Genomic DNA, 17793 nt, shown 5'->3' with positions numbered 1-17793 from the left:
GATGTTCGAGTCACGACTTGCAGGGCGTTTCAGCAAATCCTCAGGAATTGCTTAGGCTTTGGCGGCGGAAAGCAGCTCCTCGACCGCGGCAGATGCGATCGCCAGCCGGTGATCCCAATTCCCGCTCACTTCGAGAACCCGCACGCCCGCCTCTTCAAGCACTTGCCGGGCAATGGAGTCGAACCGCTGCCGCTCCACAGGATTGCCGAAGATCCGAAGCCCGTCATCGACGAACGGAACGTCGATGGCGCAATGGAGATAAAGGTCGGCCTTGCGCGCGCCGAGGAGCTCGGGCGGGACTGCTCCCAGCATCATCTCCGCCCAAGCGGCGGTCATCAACGAATCAGTATCGCTGATCACGAACGGCCGGTCGGCAAGAGCCTCTTCGATATTGCGTTGCTGGTACTGCCCGATCTCGACCAGATCTTCGGCAGTGCAGTCAGTGCCGAAGATCTCGCACCACGTCCGGCCGAACTCAGGCAGGAAAAGCCCGCCATGAGCGGAGGCGAGTTCGCGCCCGAGAGTCGTCTTGCCAGTGCTCTCCGCACCATGAACGACAATCAGGGTCATGCGAGGCGCCTTTTCCATTCGACGAGTCCGGACACGGACATGACAAGGAACAAGGCATAAAGGCCGGCGGTGACGAGGAGCTCGCGCGACCAGAACAGGCCGATCGCCCCGACGTCGACCGCGATCCACAATACCCAGGTCTCGATCCGTCGCAGCGACTGGAGGATTTGCGCGGCAATGCTCGTTCCCGCAACCGCGGCGTCAGCAAACGGCGCGGCTGCATCGGTGAAGCGGGCCATCAGGAATCCCCAGCCGAGGCTTGCTGCCAGGGTCGCCGCCAGCCAGGCCAGTCGCGAATTTCCACTCATCGCGACAACCTCTACTCCGTGGTCGACCCGAGGCGCATGGTACCAGGCCCACCAGCCATAGATGTTGATGGCAAAGAAGAAGATTTGCAGCAATGCATCGGAATAGAGCCGCGCTTCGAGGAAAACGACGAAGTACAGGGCGACCATCGCGAGCGCGAACGGGTAGTTCCACACCGATCGGCGGACAACCAGGAACACCGTGACGACGCCAAGGATCGCCGCGGCGATTTCAAGCGAACCCACGACTGCCCCCCGCGCCCGTGATCAGCTGCAATCGCTGCAGCGGCCGCGCACTTCGATGATCGGCCGAACGGGCTCGAAGCCGGCCTTTGCCGCCGCGTCCCTTACGCCGTTGGAGAGCGTGTCATCGTCGATATGCTTGGTCTGGCCGCAACGATCGCAAATGAGGAATATGCAATCGTGAAGGCAGCCCGGGTGCTGGTTGACAATATAGGCATTCACGCTCTCGACGCGCATAGCGAGGTTCGAGGCGACAAACAGGTCGAGGATCCGATAAATGCTATTCGCGGCGATGCGCCGTCCTTCAGCCTCGGAAACGGCCTCGGCAACGTCATAAGCAGAAGCGGGACGGTCAAAGCCGGCAAGAGCGTCGAAGACCGATTCCCGCATCGCGGTCCATTGCTCGCCGCGCTCGGCCATTTGCTGGCGCGCGGCGGCCTTCAGCGAATCGCCGCGATGAAGCCGATGCGCATGAGCGGTCATGAACTCGCGATAATGCGGTTATTAAGGCCGGACAAGCGGCCGTCCGGACGCCTATTCCGATGCGATGAAGTTGAGGCGGTGGCCGAGCGCGAGGATCGCGACGCCTATTACCGTCGCCATCGCTTCTGAACCGTCATGGGGAAGCGTAAGAGCCCCGGCCATGACGCCGAGCCCGAGGCCGCCGACTGCCGACGGCATTGCATAGCCATGCTCGAGGATGCCCTTGCCGAGCGACACCGCACCCATGACCATGGCAATTGCCAAGCCTACTTCGTGGATCCAGTTGGCGCCGAGGACGCTGCCAGCGCTAGCGAGGAGCGCAAAAGCCACCGTCGTCGCCAGGCAATGGACAAGGCAAAGGCCGGACAGGCCAATGGCCAGCCGGTCGAGTTTGCCTGTCTGGATTGCACGCAACGCCATAGCTGCCGCGGATATATATCGCTGCTTGCGAAGTTACAATATCACATCGCACGCATTTGCGCGGATATTGGCAGAAAGCGATAGAGCCGCCATATCGCGCCGCACAATGACAACGCCCACGGCTCGCCCAAACGCAATCGCCAATTGGCTGCTCTTCGTTGCCGCGCTGGTTTTCGCAATGGTCGTCGTCGGGGGCATCACCCGGCTGACCGAAAGCGGTCTCAGCATCACCCGCTGGGACCTGATCCGCGGGACCTTGCCGCCAATGAGCGATGAATCGTGGCAGCGCGCGTTCGATCTGTACCGAGCGACTCCGGAATATATTGAAGTCAATGGCCCAGCCGGGATGGACCTCGCGCAATACAAGTTCATTTTCTTCTGGGAATGGGTCCACCGATTACTCGGCCGTCTGGTGGGGCTTGCCTTCGCATTGCCGCTCGCCTGGTTCGCGTTGCGCCGGGCGATCCCGTCCGGCTATGGCTGGCGGCTCCTCGCCCTACTGGCGCTTGGCGCGAGCCAGGGTGCGCTCGGCTGGTACATGGTCCAGTCGGGACTCGTCGACCGTACTGACGTCAGCCACTTCCGCCTTTCCGCCCACTTGTTGACCGCGCTGTTCATCCTCGGCGGCCTGGTGTGGACCGCCCTCGACTTGAGGCAGCTCGCACGAACTGGTGAAAACCGTCCGGCGCGATTGACCGGTCTGTCGCTCGCCGTGGCGCTTGTCCTTTTCGTCCAGCTCCTGCTCGGCGCCTGGGTCGCCGGACTCGACGCCGGTTACGTTTCGAACACATGGCCCCTGATGAACGACCGTCTCGTGCCGGACGGCATCGACTGGGGTCGCGGCGTCCTGTTCGCGCTGACCCACGACCCCTACCTCATCCACTTCCTTCACCGCTGGTGGGCATGGGTCGTGGTCGCGGCGCTGGTCGTCCTGGCGCGCCGGGTGCGAACAACCGAGCGTAAGGCGTCGGTGGCCATTCACAGCGCTTTCGGGACGCAGATCATCCTCGGGATCGCCACCGTCATGACCGGCATGAGCATCGTCCTCGCCGTTCTTCACCAGGCGGTTGGAGCAATCGTCGTCGGCGCGACCGCCTGGGGAATGCATGTCACTGGGCGGCGCGAGCAGTGAGCGTCGTCACAGTCTACGTGGTTTTCGCGGACCAGGCCGAGGCCCAGAGCATCGGTCGAGCGATGGTCGAGCAGCGCCTCGCCGCTTGCGTCAACATCCTCCAGCCATGCCGCAGCATCTATCGCTGGGAAGGCGCGATCGAGACGGGGAGCGAGGTGCCGGCCCTGTTTAAGACGACGCTCCACCAGGCTGATGCGCTGATCGAGGCCATCTCTGACCGGCACAGCTACTCCGTCCCGGCCATCGCCGTCTGGCCGATCGCCAAGCTTCTCGCGGCCTACGGCGATTGGGTCGAAGAAAGCGTTGGCTAAGTCTGGTTCAAAAGTGCCGGCTTCGTATCGCTTTTCGCCCCTTGGCTGCAATCGCCACTGACACCGCTGGCCACCTTTGGCGGCTTGCCGTTACCCTGCGAGACGATTTCGGTCGTCCGGGTGCACGTCTTGCCGCCATTGCTTACGGTAACGACGCTAACGCTGGTCGACCCCTCTGGCATGTTGCCGGCGGCCGCAAGGTTTAGTCCGGGGTTGCCGGACAACGGCTGACGCGAGAGGCTCTCCATCCGGCGCACCATCTCCGCATGACGGCGGTTCATGTCCGCGAAAATCCGGTCGAAGCCGGCGAAATCCGGAAGCATCCAGAACGACGGCAGGCCGACGGGTCTGGTCGCTGGCACAACGGTGACTTTCGGGGCGACGTTGCCCGTATATTGAATGGACACGATCGAGCCATCGGCAAGCGGCACCTGCATGGTCTTGGCGGTCTGTTCGGCAGCGACCGCAGCCCCGGCAAGGGCGGCCCCGGCGACTCCGATCAATCCAATTTTGAGAAGCTTACGCATCAAATCCTCCAGCATCTGATGAATGAGCAGAGCAAAATTTATGCCGGAAGTCTGAACTCACGATTTACGCACCAAACGGGTCCGGGTATTGTTTTACCCGTCTGCAATCGCCCGCTTTTGCTTGACTTTTTGACCCCACACCGCGAATAGCACGCCACAAGCGCTGGCTTTCGTGCCGGCGTTTTCCTGTTTTGAGAAGAGGTGGACGCCATGAAGGCGCTGATGAAGACCACCAAGTCGGCAAAGCCGGCTGAGGTCGAGAAGAAGTGGCATCTCATCGATGCCGAGAATTTGGTCGTCGGTCGTGTCGCCACGATCATCGCCAACATCCTGCGCGGCAAGCACAAGCCAAGCTTCACTCCACATGTCGATTGCGGCGACCATGTCGTCGTCATCAACGCGGACAAGGTGCGCTTCACCGGCAACAAGCTGAAGCAGAAGATCTACTACAAGCACACCGGCTATGCCGGCGGGCTCAAGGAAACCCCAGCGGGCAAGGTTCTCGAGGGCCGCTTTCCGGAGCGCGTGCTTGAAAAGGCCGTTGAGCGGATGATCCCGCGCGGCCCGCTCGGCCGCGAGCAGATGCGCTCGCTGCACCTCTACAATGGCACCGAGCATCCGCACGGCGGCCAGAATCCCCAAACTCTCGACGTCGCGTCGATGAACCGCAAGAACAAGGTGGGCGCATAACATGGCCGACAAGAAGAGCCTTTCCGACCTTGGCGCGCTGACCGGCCAGCAGGCCGAGACGCCGGCCGCCGCCGAAACCGTCACGGAAACCCCAGCTTCCGACTCGACGACAGAAACCGTCGCCGAAGCTCCGGTCCAGCCGGCCCAGCCCGAAGCCCCGCTTCGGGAGCAGGAGCTCGACAAGCACGGCCGCGCTTATGCCACCGGTCGCCGCAAGGACGCCGTGGCGCGCGTCTGGCTAAAGCCGGGCAGCGGCAAGATCGAAATCAACGGTCGCGACCAGTCGATCTACTTTGCTCGCCCGACGTTGCGTCTCGTCATCAACCAGCCCTTCGGGATCACCGATCGCGTCGGCCAGTATGACGTCGTCGCCACCGTCAAGGGCGGCGGCCTCTCCGGTCAGGCCGGTGCGGTCTTGCACGGCATCGCCCAGGCCCTCAGCCGGTTCGAGCCGGCGCTACGCACGGCCGTGAAGCGCGAAGGCTTCCTGACCCGCGACAGCCGCGTCGTGGAACGTAAGAAGTACGGCAAGGCCAAGGCCCGTCGCAGCTTCCAGTTCTCGAAGCGCTAATTCTTCAGATTATCTATTCGAAAGGGCGGTCCCGCCGGGGCCGCCCTTTCTTTTGGCTCAAAGCAGATTGACTATTTGAGCTGGGTTTTAGGCGTGACGATCCGCACGACAACGCGACGTGCCTGGTTGTTTCCGGCGGGAGCTGCTTCGCCCGGCGCAGTCGTTCCCTCGCCCATCGCTGATGGCGAAAGCACGCGTCCAGGCTCAATGAGCCCGGTCTGGCGCAGATAGTTACTGACCGCGCCAGCACGCCGCAGGCTCAACCGTTCGTTCGCGGCAGCATTGCCCCTCGGGTCGGCAAAGCCGAGGATCGAGATGCGGTAGTTGCCGAAACTCGGGGCCTTTTGCGCGAGCGCCCTGAGTTCCGCCTTATGAGCAGCCGAGATTACGGCGCTTCCGCTCGGGAAGTACACGGTGGTCTCTGCTTGGATGACATACTCCTGGCCTTCGATGATCGCCTTGCGAAGAGTCGAAAGCTCTTCGACCGTGCCGGCCTTGGTGGCCACGGCGGCGCGCCAGTCACGATCCTTGAAGGTGATGCTCTGCGCGCTGATCGAATTGCCCTGCATGTCACCGTCTACTGTGAAGATCAGGCCGGGGAGTAGGCTCTTTGTATCGCGCGCCTTGCGGCTGAGCATGCCGCTGGTCTCGGTGATCTTCGTGTCAGGCGACACAACCACGGTTAGCGGCCCCTGGCGGGTACGCGCGTTGACCGTGTTCCCGTCGACGGACGTGATGACGGCTTCCGTCTTTACTCTTTCGGCCCAGGCCGGCGTCGCGATAATCAGCGCGCTTGCCAGCAGTGCGCCATATTTTCCCTTGGTCTTCATCGTCGAAACTCCCTCCGAGCGTTGCATCGTTTCCGTTGCTATGACCGGAGGAGGAGCTGAAATATCGGGTTTTGCCCTGAAACTGTCAGGAGAAACCCGCCATTCCTGGCGGGTCAGCGCGAGCCATATCCCGTAAGCATCGTTTTCACCGTTCGGAACACGATCAACAGGTCGAGCCACGGCGAGAAATATTTGATGTAGAAGAAGTCGTACTGCGTCTTGAGAAATATCTCCTCGACCTCAGCGACGTGCCCCTGGTTGACTTGCGCCCAGCCGGTGATCCCCGGCTTCACGACGTGGCGGTAGCGGTAAAAGGGAATATCGGCGACGTACCAGCTTGAGAGCACCTCCGCCTCGGGACGAGGACCGATGAAGCTCATCTCGCCCTTCAGGATATTGAACAGCTGCGGAAGCTCGTCGAGGCGCGAGCGGCGCAGAAAAGCTCCAACTCTCGTAATTCGAAGGTCGCCGTCGGTTGTCATCGCCGACTTTCGGGTGACTTCCTCGGATTCCGAGACGTGCATGGTCCTGAATTTCAGGACCCGGAACTGCCTGCCGCCCTGCCCCGTGCGGTATTGCCGGAAAAGAGCAGGCCCCCCATCGTCGGCGAAAATTGCAAGCGCGCAAACGGCCATCAGCGGAAGGGCAAATGGCAACAAGAGGATTGCAGCGAGGAAGTCTCCCGTATGTTTGATGGCGGAATAAGCCCTTGCGGGAACAAGGCTTCCAAAGCTGTTTTCGGAAAGATGGCGGACCTGGACCCGGCCTGTGAGCGACTCGCGCAGCTGCTCGACCTGGTAGACGACCCTCTGTTCAAGCGCTGCGTCCGCGAGGAACGATTCCCATTCGTCGGGCAGTTCGCTGTCGAAATCGGCGACGATGGCGTGGCACCCATCGGCTCGGTGCAAATTCGGACCCTCGAGGATGCGCCAATCCACCATGGGGAGCTGCCGCAACTCCTCGGCCTTGCCGAACGGCACGATCGCGATCTGTGGGCGAATTCGTCGCGCGACGATGAAATATATCGCGTAGGCCCAGATCAGGTGAACAGCGAAACTGAGCAGCAGCGATGGCCGGTGATATGGAAAGCGCATCATTAGCAGCGCGCCGAATGTCAGCGCATGGGCGACAAGAACCGCTGGGAAAATGGTCTGACCAGCGCGAATGCCGGGGTAGGTCTCGACCGAGAGGCGCATCCATAACGCCAGGAAAACGGCGATCGCGTTGGCGATCAGCGAATTATGAAAGACCGCCGCGTCGAAGGACGTATCGCTGATTAGCCAGCGGAACCCAGCCCATGGGACAAAAGCGGCCAGAAACAGTGCACCAAGCAGCTCAAACCGTTTACGAAGGACGAAACGCTGCTTGTTGGTGGGCTTGATCGGGACCGCCTGGAGCATGGCTTACAGGCTCCAATATCTTCGGTGGAAACCGTGCCGCTGCCCACGCCACATCGCTTTGATATCGGCGACGACTCCATCAGCGGCCAAGAGACCGTCAATTTCCGCGGGTGACAGCTTCTCGTAGTCGGCATGGCGAACTGCGCCGATGATCAGGTCATACTCGCCACCGGCAAGATGGACCGGCGAGCGGCCGTATAGCGCCCTGATTTCCTCACCATCAGCAACCGGATCGGCGACTGAGACTTCATAGCCCAGTTCCGACAGTCTCCCGACGAGGTCGGCCGACTTGCTGTTCCTGAGGTCGGGAACGTTCTCCTTGAATGTGAGACCCATGACCAAGGCTCGCCCAGGCCGTTCATCTCTTAGCGAATGGAGCCGGTCGACGATCCAGCGCCCCATTGTATCATTGGTCTCTCGGCCAGCCAGGATCACCGCCGGATCGTGGCCAAGTTCTTCAGCGAGGTGCGACAGATAAAAGGGGTCGACGCCTATACAGTGACCCCCCACCAGCCCCGGCTCGAAAGGAAGGAAGTTCCATTTCGTCCGCGCCGCCTCGAGGACGTCCCACGCGGACACTCCCGCATCAGCCATGATGCGCGCCACTTCGTTCATGAAGGCGACGTTGATGTCGCGCTGGGCGTTTTCGATGACCTTTGCGCCCTCGGCTGCCCGGATCGAGGCCGCCCGAAATGTCCCTGCGGTGGTGATCGCCCCGTAGATCCGCTCGAGCTGCTCCGACGTTTCCTCGTCTTCCCCGGCGACAACCTTGATAATCTTGTCGACCGTATGAACCTTGTCGCCCGGATTGATACGCTCCGGTGAATAACCGAGCCGGAAGTCGCGGCCACGCCTGAATCCGTGTTCCTCAAGAAGCCGTCCGCAGACATCTTCGGTCACCCCGGGGTAAACCGTGCTTTCAAAGACGATCGTCGGCCTCAGGGAAGGCTCGATGAGCGTTGCTACCGTTTTCGTCGCGCGCTCCAATGGGCTAAGATCCGGCCGATTGGCGGCGTCGACCGGTGTCGGCACGGTGACAATATAGATGTCCCGCCCAGCGCAATCCGCAGGCCTGTCCGTCAGGTCCAGTGTACTTTTCCCAAGCGCGGCAGCATCCAGTTCGCCGGTCCGATCATGGCCGGCCTTCAATTCGGCAATTCTGCCGGCATCCACATCCAGGCCGACGGTCGGAAATTGACGTGCGAGCGCAACCGCGAGCGGAAGCCCAACATAGCCGAGGCCGATAACGACGATCCGTTCCGAACTCTTTGCCACTTTTCCGGTCAATTCCTTCTCCTACGCAACACGAAGATCTGACTATCTAGCCTTCAAGGCGTGTTCGCGCGCTCGATGACGTCCCACGGCCAATGCCGTAATATTGAAGACCCGCGCGCGCCGCTTCTGCGCCATCATAGATGTTGCGAAGGTCCATCAGCACCCGCCCCCGCATCGCCGTGGCGAGTTTGACAAGATCCAGCGCGCGGAACTCGTCCCATTCGGTGACGATCACCAGCGCGTCGGCACCTTCGGCAGCCGACAAGGCGTCCGTCGCATAATCGATCGCCGGAAGCAGCGGTTCCGCCTGCTCGCGGCCGACCGGATCGAAAGCCGACACTGTCGCGCCCATTTCAACCAGCCGCTCGATCAGCGGGATAGAGGGCGCCTCGCGCATGTCGTCCGTGTTCGGCTTGAAGGTCAGCCCCAGGACGGCGACCTTCTTGCCCTTCAGATCGCCGCCGAGTGCGTTGGCGACCCGGTCGGCCATTGCCGCCTTGCGATCATCGTTGACGCGGACGACGGTCGAGACAATGCGCTGCTCCACGCCCGCGTCTTCCGCAGTCTTGAGCAGCGCCACCGTGTCCTTGGGAAAGCAGCTCCCGCCGTAGCCTGGCCCGGCGTGGAGGAACTTGGCACCGATGCGGTTGTCGAGCCCGATGCCCCGTGCCACTTCCTGGACGTCCGCTCCGACCGCTTCGCACAAGTTGGCGATCTCATTGATGAAGCTGATCTTCGTCGCGAGAAAAGCGTTGGCGGCGTATTTCGTCAGCTCCGCCGTGCGCCTCGACGTAAACAGGATCGGCGCCTGGTTCAGGAACAAAGGCCGATAGACCTCGCGCATGATCTCGCGGGTTCTGTCGTCCTCGGCCCCGATCACAATCCGGTCGGGAATTTTAAAGTCACGAATGGCCGCGCCTTCGCGGAGGAATTCAGGATTGGAGGCGACGGTGATGCCGGCCGGCGCACCTTCCTCGGCCAGGATCTCCGCAATCCTGTCCCCAGTACCGACGGGGACGGTCGATTTCGTGACGATGACCGCAGGCCCCTTGAGTGCATGGGCAAGCTCACGAACAGCGGCAAAAACGTAGCTGAGGTCCGCGTGCCCGTCGCCGCGCCGGGCCGGGGTGCCGACGGCGATGAAAATGGCTTCGGCCCCAGCTATTCCGTCGGTCAGGTCCGTTGTGAACTTGAGCCGGCCACGTTCGGCATTGGCTTTGACCAGGCTCTCCAGACCCGGTTCCCAGATCGGCATTCGACCTTCGCGGATCGAAGCGATCTTCGCCTCGTCCTTGTCGATGCAAGTTACGTCATGACCGAAGTCGGCAAAGCAGGCCCCGGAAACGAGGCCGACATAACCGGTTCCGATCATTGCCAGACGCATGTTCGATCATTCCTGGGAAAAAGGCTTCGAGCGGGCGGCCATGTACTAGGGCATTGGACCAATGACCAGCCTTGGCGGACCCGCCATTGCGGCATTCCGGGCCGCGCGCTAGCAATCCGCAATGCAACGCCGCATTGGAAATCGCTTGGCGCCTACTGCTTTGCTGCGCCGGGCGAGCCCGCTTAGCGACTGGGCGCAACTCGGCCTGCGGATCGCCATACTGCTGCTGCTGCTCGCGGTGATCGTAGGCGTCCATTGGCTCGAACGCGATCAGTTCCGCGACAACCTCGACGGGAACATGAATTTCGCCGACGTCATCTATTTCACGATGATCAGCGCAACCACCACCGGCTACGGCGATGTCGTCCCGGTCACCGACCAGGCCCGGCTGTTCGACGCCCTCGTGGTTACTCCGGTGCGAATCTTCTTCCTGCTCATTCTTGCCGGAACGGCCTACACTTTCGTCATCAAGCGAACTTGGAACAAATTCCTCATGCAGCGCATCCAGAAAACACTGAGCAACCATGTCGTCGTCGCCGGTTTCGGGGTCAGCGGCTCGGAAGCGGTCGCGGAACTGCTCGAGCGCGGCGTGAAGCCGGAGCGAATCGTCGTCATCGACCCGCGCGAGGAGTCGATCCTTCAGGCAGAAGCACTGGGCTGCATCGTCATCCAGGCTGACGCGACGCGAGACGCCACACTTGAAACCGTGCGCATTGCCCATGCCAGCCAGGCGATCGTTTCCGCCGGGCGCGACGACACATCCATTCTCATCACGCTGACGATCCGTCACCTCGCGCCGACAATTCCGATCAGCGTCGTCGTCCGGGCTAGCGACAACGAGCTACCGGCGCGCGCGGCAGGAGCGACCACGGTCATCAACCCTGCCAGCTTCGCCGGACTTCTCCTGGCGGGCTCGGCCGAGGGTGCGGGCATTGCCGACTACATTACCGATCTCGCTTCGGCCGGCGGTCGAGTAAGGCTTCACGAACGCGCAATCGAACCGTTCGAGGCCGGCAAATCGCTCAAGGACACGGCCGTCGGCGTGGGCTTGCGGATCCTGCGGGGCCAGCAGGTCATCGGCTTCTGGGAACAGGAGGCTAGCCGCCTCGAAGCAGGCGACCGGATCATCGAAGTGCTCCCCGCTCACGCCTTCCCGAAAGTCCCGGGAATCTAGAAACGCCTCGATTTTGCCATGACTTGGCGCTATTGGCCGCGCCTTCCCATGGCTACCGTCATCCCCTCTCCGCCGCGTGTCGGCATGGTCTCGCTCGGCTGTCCCAAGAATCTCGTCGACAGCGAGAGGATCCTGACCAAGCTTCGAAGCGACGGCTACGAAATGTCGCCCGACTATGCGGGGCCGACGTCGTGCTCGTCAACACGTGCGGCTTCCTCGACAGCGCCAAGGAAGAGAGCCTGGAAGCGATCGGCGAAGCGATTGCCGAAAACGGCCGGGTGATAGTCACGGGTTGCTTCGGCAAGGAAGCGGAGGTCATCCGGTCCCGCTTTCCCGGCGTGCTCGCCGTCACCGGCGCGCATCAATATGAGGAAGTTGTCGGCGCGGTTCACGAGGCAGCGCCGATGCCCCCCTCGCCGTTCGTCAACCTGGTGCCTGATGCCGGTCTCAAGCTCACGCCTCGCCATTACAGCTATTTGAAGATCTCCGAGGGCTGCAACCACCGCTGTGCCTTCTGCATCATCCCGCAGCTCCGCGGCGACCTCGTCAGCCGCCGCCCAGATGCCATTCTTCGCGAAGCTGAAAAGCTAGTGGAGGCCGGCACACAAGAGCTACTCGTAATCAGTCAGGACACCTCGGCATACGGCGTCGACATCCGCAAGGAACCGCGGATGTGGAAGGGCCATGAGGTCGTTCCGCACATGACCGACCTCGTCCGCGAACTCGGAAAAATCGCGCCTTGGGTGCGGCTCCATTACGTCTACCCTACCCCCACGTAGACCAGGTCATTCCACTGATGGCCGAGGGCTTGGTCCTGCCCTATCTCGACATTCCGTTTCAGCACGCCAGCCGAAGTGTTCTTCGGGCTATGCGCCGCCCGGCCAACGAAGCGAAGGTTCTGGAGCGACTGAAATCCTGGCGCGAAATCTGCCCGGACATCGCCATCCGCTCGACCTTCGTTGTCGGCTTCCCGGGCGAGACCGAGGACGATTTCAGCTATCTTCTCGACTGGCTTTCGGAGGCCCGCCTCGACCGCGTCGGTGGATTCAGGTTCGAGCCGGTCGAAGGCGCTGCCGCCAATGCACTTCCCGATCCGGTTCCGGAAGAGGTCAAGGAGGAACGCTACGCACGCGTGATGGAACTGACTGCCAGGATCAGCGCTGAGAAGCTGGCTGCCAAGGTCGGGCGAACGCTGGACGTGATCATCGACGCGGTTGATCCCAAAACCGGTGGTGCGACCGGTCGGTCGCAGGCGGATGCTCCGGAAATCGACGGCGAGGTTCACCTTCGCGATGCCGGTCATCTCGGCGTCGGCAGCATCGTTAGTGCAACCATCGAGGAAAGTGACGAGCACGACCTGTTTGGTGTGCCGGCCTGAGCACCGGGAACAGGAGCCCGTCCTGGTGAGTTTGAACCTTAAGGTTCAAAACAGGAGAGGCACCATGCGAGCGAAGCCAGCCATGCACACGCTAACGGTGATCGCATTGACCTGTTCGGCGGCTCCCGTACTCGCTCAGGGCGCCAAGTTCAGCGCAACCCTAACCGGCGCTGCAGAAGTACCGGGGCCGGGCGATCCAGATGGAAAAGGATCGGCTTCGATCACCATCAATCCTGGAAAACCGGAGCTGTGCTACAAGCTCAGCGTCAAGGACATCGCTACCGCGACAGGGGCTCACGTCCATACCGGGTCGCCAACGCAGGCGGGCCCGGTCTCCGTCACCCTAACGGCGCCCGCAAGCGGCAGCAGCTCGGGGTGCGTCACGATCAATCGCGAACTTGCAGACGCGATCCGCAAGTCGCCGCAGGCATTTTACGTCAACGTCCATAATTCAGAGTTTCCCGGCGGTGCCATTCGTGGCCAGCTGGGCAAGTAGGCGCCTCTGTCACCCGCCCGCAGCCTCCGCTAAGGGCAGGAAATGACCGATTTCTCAGCACTGCTTCAACCCGACCGCGGCCAGGCGGCGAAGACCATTCATGTCGTCGACAGCGACAGCTTCGACTTGTGGGCGAAGTCGCAGAGCGATTCGCGCCGGGAGATGCTGAAAGCGATCAGTTTCGACGCCAAGTCGGTCTTCCAGTTCGCGCTTCTCCAAGGCAAGGCCGCCGGTGACTTCGAGGTCGTGACCTGCGTGTCGAAAGTCTCGGAACTCGGTCCATGGTGCCTCGCCAAGCTTGGGGAATCTCTCCCATCCGGCAATTATCGCGTTAGCGGCGCCGAGCCCGGAATGGCATCTCTGGGCTGGATGCTCGCTCAACACCGCTTCACCCGTTACAAGTCCGACGACGCCGCCAAGGGCGGAAATCGCGTCCTCCTTACGGCTCAACCGGCCGAAGTTGCCGCCTATGTCCGCCTGGCCGAGGCAACCGCGCTCGTCCGCGACCTTGTCGATACCCCCGCTGCGGACATGGGTCCTCGCGAGCTGGAAGATTGCGCACGCGACCTTGCAAAGGCCTTCGACGCGTCGGTCGAGGTCGCATCCGGCGACGCGCTTGCGCGCGACTTCCCGATGATCGCCGCTGTTGGCGGCGGCGCTGCGCGCGGACGCGAGCCGAGGTTGATCGAGATCCGCGCCGGCAACCCCAAGCATCCCTTGGTTGCAATCGTTGGCAAGGGCGTCTGCTTCGATACGGGCGGCCTCGATATCAAGCCCGGCAGCGGGATGCGCCTGATGAAGAAGGACATGGGCGGCGCCGCCCATGCCCTGGCGCTTGCGCGGCTCGTCATGGGTGCGAAGCTTCCGATCCGGCTTCACGTCCTTATCCCAGCCGCCGAGAATGCCGTGTCGGGCGACTCTTACCGCCCCGGCGATGTGCTTCGCAGCCGCAAGGGCATTGCTGTCGAGATCGACAATACGGATGCCGAGGGCAGGCTAGTCCTCGCCGATGCTCTCACTCGCGCGGTCGAGGAAAAGCCGGAGCTTCTCGTCGATTTCGCAACACTTACCGGCGCAGCACGGGTCGCCCTCGGCCCGGATTTGCCGGCGTTTTACGCCAACGACGAAAGCCTGGCTGGGGACATGCTGCAAGCTTCGAAGGAGTCGCATGATCCCGTCTGGCGAATGCCGCTATGGGATGACTACGACGAAATGCTCAAAAGCGATATCGCCGACCTTTCGAATAGCGCGGACTCGCCAATGGCCGGCTCGGTGACAGCGGCCCTGTTCCTTCGTCGCTTCGTTCCCAAGGATCTTCCGTGGGCGCATTTCGACACCTTTGCCTGGCGGCCAGCTGCCAAGCCCGGCCGGCCGAAAGGCGGTGAGGCTCTTGGGCTGCGCGCCGCGTTTGCCCTCCTCGAAAGTCGTTATCCTGAAGAAAAGACAAGTTAAGACACCGGATTATTCCTTTCCGTGACGCAACAAATCCGTCGTTTTTCCGTTAATTGGCCAGTGCGGCGATGTGGAGAAATTATGACGGACCGGTCACTCACCGGCTGGATGCGTACCTTGATCGGATATGTCCGCTCAGGCGAGCCCGATCTCACCAACCGGCAGATGGCCTTGTTGATGCTTGTGTACCTCACATCCGGACCGCACACTGTCCGAGGCCTTGCTGCCTCGCTCGGCGTATCCAAACCCGTTGTCACTCGCGCCTTGAACACCCTCGGTTCGCTCGGCTATCTGCGCCGGCAACGCGACCCGGACGACCGCCGCAATATATTCGTCGTCCGAACCGAGGATGGGACGGAATTTCTTGAAGGGTTCAAGCGCTACCTCCGGGCAGGAGAAGATCCAGCCGTCCGGCCCGCACGATCCGACAGTAGCGAGCGTCAAGCTCGCGAGCCCGCATTCGCGGGCAGCTGACGGCGGCTATCCGCTTTCAGGGCCCTCCGACCTGCCCGATCCCACAACACATGCTTACCGCGCGGACCTAGCTGACGTGGCGCTAGCCGGACGCGTGATCGCCTCGCATTATGCCGAACCATTGCGGCGCGCTGTGGTTGCGACCGCGAAGTTCGTCGCCATTCCCGACGATAACACCGAGCCGCTCCTTGAGCTTGCCGAAGGCGAGGAAATACGGATTTTGGACATTAGCCGCGGCTGGGCCTGGGGATATGCCCCGAGCGGCCAAGTCGGCTACGTGCGCGCGGCGGCCATCACCGGCTAGATCACCGCGACACTTCGCCTCGCGGCTTTACACTCCGCTACATCTCCCGCGCGCGCGGCGGATGTCATACCATTTGCGAACGTTGGCATTGTGCTGATCCAGCGTGTCCGCGAACACATGCCCGCCCGTGCCGTCGGCAACGAAGTAGAGCGCCTTGGTCGGCGCCGGGTCGAGAACCGCAGCGATGCTTTCCTTACCGGGATTCGCGATCGGTCCGCGCGGAAGCCCCGGTTCGCGATAAGTGTTGTAGCCAGTTATGGCGTTGAGTTCCGACCTGAGAATGCGACGCCCAAGCGGTTTTCCCTTGGTTATCGGATAGATGACCGTCGGGTCGGCATCCAGCTTCATGCCCATCTTCAGCCGGTTGCAGTAGACCCCGGCAACCATTCGCCGCTCCGCCGGCTTGCCAGTCTCCTTCTCGACGATCGAGGCCAATGTCAGCACTTCCTGCTTGGTCGTGACCGGGCAGTCACCCTTGCGCTTCGCCCACAGCGCATCGAGTTCCTTGGTCATGGCCGCCGTCATCCGCCCAAGCACCGCTGCCCGGCTCTCTCCGCGCTGCCAGTCGTAACTGCTCGGTAGCACCGAGCCCTCGGGCGGCAACGGTGCCGGACCGGTCAGCTCGGGAATCGCCGCCAGCTTTTCCTGTACGATAATCGATGGTGTTCCCTCGGGAATGGTGATCAACCGAACGACCGGGCGGCCGTGCTGGATGATGTCCAGTACACTCGAATAGCTGGCACCCTTCGGGATCTCGAATTCGCCTGCCTGGACCGGATCGCCTTCTCCAAGCAGCCGGGCGAGATAATAAAAGACTGTCCGGTTATCGACGACGCCCGCGTAATGGAGGTAGTCTGTCGCGCGCTGAAGCGCCACGCCGTCCGGAATTGTGACACGAGTCGCCTTTTCGGCTGGCCCGGGCCCCCACCAAATCCAGGCAATGACCGCCGCCGCCGCGACGACCAGGCCTGCGCCGATCTGCGACAGCCGCTTCTTCACACGGCCTTCATGATCAGCGAGGCGTTCGTTCCGCCGAAGCCGAAGCTGTTATTCAGCACGGCGCGGACCTCGCGCTTCTTCGCCTTGTGCGGGACAAGATCGACCCCGGCCGTGCCCTCGCTCGGACTGTCGAGGTTGAGCGTCGGCGGGACGATCTGGTCGCGAAGCGCCAGGATGCAGAAAATGCTCTCCACCGCGCCCGCACCGCCGAGCAAGTGACCGATCGCGGACTTGGTCGAGCTCATCGAGACATTGCCGATCGCATTGCCGAACAGCTTGCGGACAGCGCCCAACTCAAGCTCGTCCCCAAGCGGCGTCGAGGTGCCGTGCGCGTTGATGTAGTCGATGTCGCTCGGCTGGAGGCCGGATTTCTTCAGCGCCATTTCCATAGACCTGTAGGCGCCCGACCCCTCGGGATGCGGTGCGGTGACATGATAGGCGTCGCCGGAGAGGCCGTAGCCGACGACTTCGGCATAGATCTTCGCTCCGCGCGCCTTGGCGTGCTCATATTCCTCGAGAACGACGATGCCCGCACCCTCGCCCATGACGAACCCGTCGCGGTCCTTGTCGTAAGGGCGCGAAGCCTTTTCGGGCTGGTCGTTGAAGTTGGTGCTAAGCGCCCGCGCCTGGGCGAAGCCGGCGATTCCGATAGGGCAGATGGTCGCTTCGGCGCCGCCGGCCAGCATGATGTCGGCGTCGCCGTCCTTGATCATCCGCGCCGCGTCTCCGATCGAGTGCGCGCCGGTGGAGCAGGCCGTGACCACCGCGTGGTTGGGCCCCATGAGCCCGTACTTGATGCTGACTTGACCCGAGATGAGGTTGATCAGCCGGCCGTGAACGAAGTGGGGGCTGACCCGGCTGGGCCCTTTTTCCGCGAGTACCAGCGATTCGCTCTCGATTCCCGGAAGTCCGCCAATTCCCGAGCCGATAGAACAGCCGGCGCGAAGACGGGTCGCCTCGTCCATTTCGAGAAGCCCAGCGTCCTCGATTGCCTGGCCTGCCGCGTCAATGCCGTAGATGATGAAGGGATCGACCTGCCGCTGGACCTTGTGGTCGACGCGCTTGTTCGGGTCGAAGCCATACTCATGGTCGGCCGGCTTCACTTCGCAGGCAATGCGGCATTTCTGGTCGGAAGCGTCGAAGTGCGTGATCGGGCCTGCTCCGGATTTGCCGGCTAGGATGTTGGCCCAGGTCGTCTCGACGTCCGCGCCCAGCGGCGTGACAAGACCGAGACCAGTGACGACGACACGGCGCATTCAGCTTTCTCCGAATAGCAAAACAGGCTCAAACCCCATCGGGCCGAGCCTGTAAACGGGTTCCCATGAAAGTGCTACTTCCATGGGACCCACGCAGCCCTTGAAGCAGGCGCCAGTTG

General features: G+C 62.2%; 20 protein-coding genes and 1 pseudogene. 10 read left to right on the top strand and 11 right to left on the bottom strand.

Annotated features, from left to right (window positions below; translation table 11 throughout):
* Positions 1 to 51 precede the first annotated feature (51 nt).
* From G7076_RS03495 to G7076_RS03480, 4 genes are read right to left on the bottom strand one after another with little or no spacing between them, the layout of a single operon-like run.
* Entirely contained in the window at positions 52 to 570 is a 519-nt protein-coding gene (locus tag G7076_RS03495; protein ID WP_166200460.1) for an ATP-binding protein, read from the bottom strand.
* Positions 567 to 1121 carry a nicotinamide riboside transporter PnuC gene (gene pnuC, locus G7076_RS03490; protein WP_166200458.1) on the bottom strand — a complete coding sequence of 185 codons (555 nt, stop codon included), beginning with the start codon at positions 1119 to 1121 and terminating at the stop codon, positions 567 to 569. Before pnuC ends, G7076_RS03495 begins: the two co-directional genes overlap by 4 nt.
* 21 nt (positions 1122 to 1142) lie before the next feature.
* Entirely contained in the window at positions 1143 to 1601 is a 459-nt protein-coding gene (locus tag G7076_RS03485; RefSeq protein WP_166200456.1) for a transcriptional repressor, read from the bottom strand.
* Positions 1602 to 1652: 51 nt separating this feature from the next.
* On the bottom strand, positions 1653 to 2021 hold the full coding sequence (locus G7076_RS03480; protein ID WP_166200454.1) for a MerC domain-containing protein: 369 nt from the start codon (positions 2019 to 2021) through the stop codon (positions 1653 to 1655).
* A gap of 106 nt (positions 2022 to 2127) precedes the next feature.
* Here G7076_RS03480 and G7076_RS03475 point away from each other — a divergent pair, with 106 nt between their 5' ends.
* Complete coding sequence (locus G7076_RS03475) at positions 2128 to 3153, top strand: COX15/CtaA family protein (RefSeq protein WP_166200452.1); 1026 nt, start codon at positions 2128 to 2130, stop codon at positions 3151 to 3153.
* A complete protein-coding gene (gene cutA, locus G7076_RS03470; RefSeq protein ID WP_240913861.1) occupies positions 3150 to 3464 on the top strand; it encodes a divalent-cation tolerance protein CutA in 315 nt (104 codons plus the stop codon). Before G7076_RS03475 ends, cutA begins: the two co-directional genes overlap by 4 nt.
* Here cutA and G7076_RS03465 read toward each other — a convergent pair.
* Positions 3461 to 3991, bottom strand: coding sequence for a hypothetical protein (locus tag G7076_RS03465; RefSeq protein WP_166200450.1), 531 nt, complete (start codon positions 3989 to 3991; stop codon positions 3461 to 3463). The genes cutA and G7076_RS03465 overlap by 4 nt on opposite strands.
* 210 nt (positions 3992 to 4201) lie before the next feature.
* Here G7076_RS03465 and rplM point away from each other — a divergent pair, with 210 nt between their 5' ends.
* Together rplM and rpsI are read left to right on the top strand one after the other, a co-directional pair.
* Positions 4202 to 4681: a 50S ribosomal protein L13 gene (gene rplM, locus G7076_RS03460; protein ID WP_166203327.1), complete on the top strand. Its 480-nt coding sequence runs from the start codon at positions 4202 to 4204 to the stop codon at positions 4679 to 4681.
* Between the two features lies 1 nt (position 4682).
* Entirely contained in the window at positions 4683 to 5252 is a 570-nt protein-coding gene (gene rpsI / locus G7076_RS03455; protein WP_166200448.1) for a 30S ribosomal protein S9, read from the top strand.
* A 71-nt stretch (positions 5253 to 5323) separates the two neighbouring features.
* Here the strand turns inward: rpsI and G7076_RS03450 are convergent, their stop codons facing one another.
* The 4 genes from G7076_RS03450 to G7076_RS03435 all read right to left on the bottom strand — a co-directional run bounded on the left by G7076_RS03450 (position 5324) and on the right by G7076_RS03435 (position 10141).
* Complete coding sequence (locus G7076_RS03450) at positions 5324 to 6082, bottom strand: OmpA family protein (RefSeq protein ID WP_166200446.1); 759 nt, start codon at positions 6080 to 6082, stop codon at positions 5324 to 5326.
* 113 nt (positions 6083 to 6195) lie between these two features.
* On the bottom strand, positions 6196 to 7482 hold the full coding sequence (locus tag G7076_RS03445) for a sugar transferase (protein ID WP_166200444.1): 1287 nt from the start codon (positions 7480 to 7482) through the stop codon (positions 6196 to 6198).
* A gap of 3 nt (positions 7483 to 7485) precedes the next feature.
* Positions 7486 to 8769, bottom strand: a complete 1284-nt coding sequence (locus tag G7076_RS03440; RefSeq protein WP_240913860.1) for a nucleotide sugar dehydrogenase — start codon at positions 8767 to 8769, stop codon at positions 7486 to 7488.
* Between the two features lie 34 nt (positions 8770 to 8803).
* Positions 8804 to 10141, bottom strand: a complete 1338-nt coding sequence (locus G7076_RS03435; RefSeq protein ID WP_166200442.1) for a UDP-glucose/GDP-mannose dehydrogenase family protein — start codon at positions 10139 to 10141, stop codon at positions 8804 to 8806.
* Between the two features lie 145 nt (positions 10142 to 10286).
* Between G7076_RS03435 and G7076_RS03430 the strand changes: the two genes are divergently transcribed.
* From G7076_RS03430 to G7076_RS03405, 6 genes and pseudogenes are all read left to right on the top strand, one after another.
* Entirely contained in the window at positions 10287 to 11315 is a 1029-nt protein-coding gene (locus G7076_RS03430; RefSeq protein ID WP_346774100.1) for a potassium channel family protein, read from the top strand.
* A gap of 48 nt (positions 11316 to 11363) precedes the next feature.
* Positions 11364 to 12693 (top strand): annotated as a pseudogene (gene rimO / locus G7076_RS03425) (30S ribosomal protein S12 methylthiotransferase RimO).
* Positions 12694 to 12757: 64 nt separating this feature from the next.
* Positions 12758 to 13189, top strand: a complete 432-nt coding sequence (locus tag G7076_RS03420; protein WP_166200438.1) for a CHRD domain-containing protein — start codon at positions 12758 to 12760, stop codon at positions 13187 to 13189.
* Between the two features lie 42 nt (positions 13190 to 13231).
* Positions 13232 to 14641, top strand: coding sequence for a leucyl aminopeptidase family protein (locus G7076_RS03415; RefSeq protein WP_166200436.1), 1410 nt, complete (start codon positions 13232 to 13234; stop codon positions 14639 to 14641).
* A gap of 81 nt (positions 14642 to 14722) precedes the next feature.
* Complete coding sequence (locus G7076_RS03410) at positions 14723 to 15115, top strand: MarR family winged helix-turn-helix transcriptional regulator (protein ID WP_346774099.1); 393 nt, start codon at positions 14723 to 14725, stop codon at positions 15113 to 15115.
* Between the two features lie 94 nt (positions 15116 to 15209).
* A complete protein-coding gene (locus G7076_RS03405) occupies positions 15210 to 15419 on the top strand; it encodes a hypothetical protein (RefSeq protein WP_166200434.1) in 210 nt (69 codons plus the stop codon).
* A gap of 27 nt (positions 15420 to 15446) precedes the next feature.
* On the opposite strand, the gene mltG is transcribed toward G7076_RS03405, so the two are convergent.
* Together mltG and fabF are read right to left on the bottom strand one after the other, a co-directional pair.
* Positions 15447 to 16418, bottom strand: a complete 972-nt coding sequence (gene mltG / locus G7076_RS03400) for an endolytic transglycosylase MltG (RefSeq protein ID WP_240913859.1) — start codon at positions 16416 to 16418, stop codon at positions 15447 to 15449.
* Positions 16415 to 17674 (bottom strand): beta-ketoacyl-ACP synthase II, encoded by a 1260-nt coding sequence (gene fabF / locus G7076_RS03395; protein WP_166200432.1) that lies wholly within the window; start codon positions 17672 to 17674, stop codon positions 16415 to 16417. Before fabF ends, mltG begins: the two co-directional genes overlap by 4 nt.
* Between the last annotated feature and the right edge of the window lie 119 nt (positions 17675 to 17793).

The sequence above is a fragment of the Sphingomonas sp. HDW15A genome (assembly GCF_011301715.1).
Classification (GTDB): domain Bacteria; phylum Pseudomonadota; class Alphaproteobacteria; order Sphingomonadales; family Sphingomonadaceae; genus Sphingomicrobium.
This window is presented reverse-complemented; position numbering and strand designations above follow the sequence as displayed.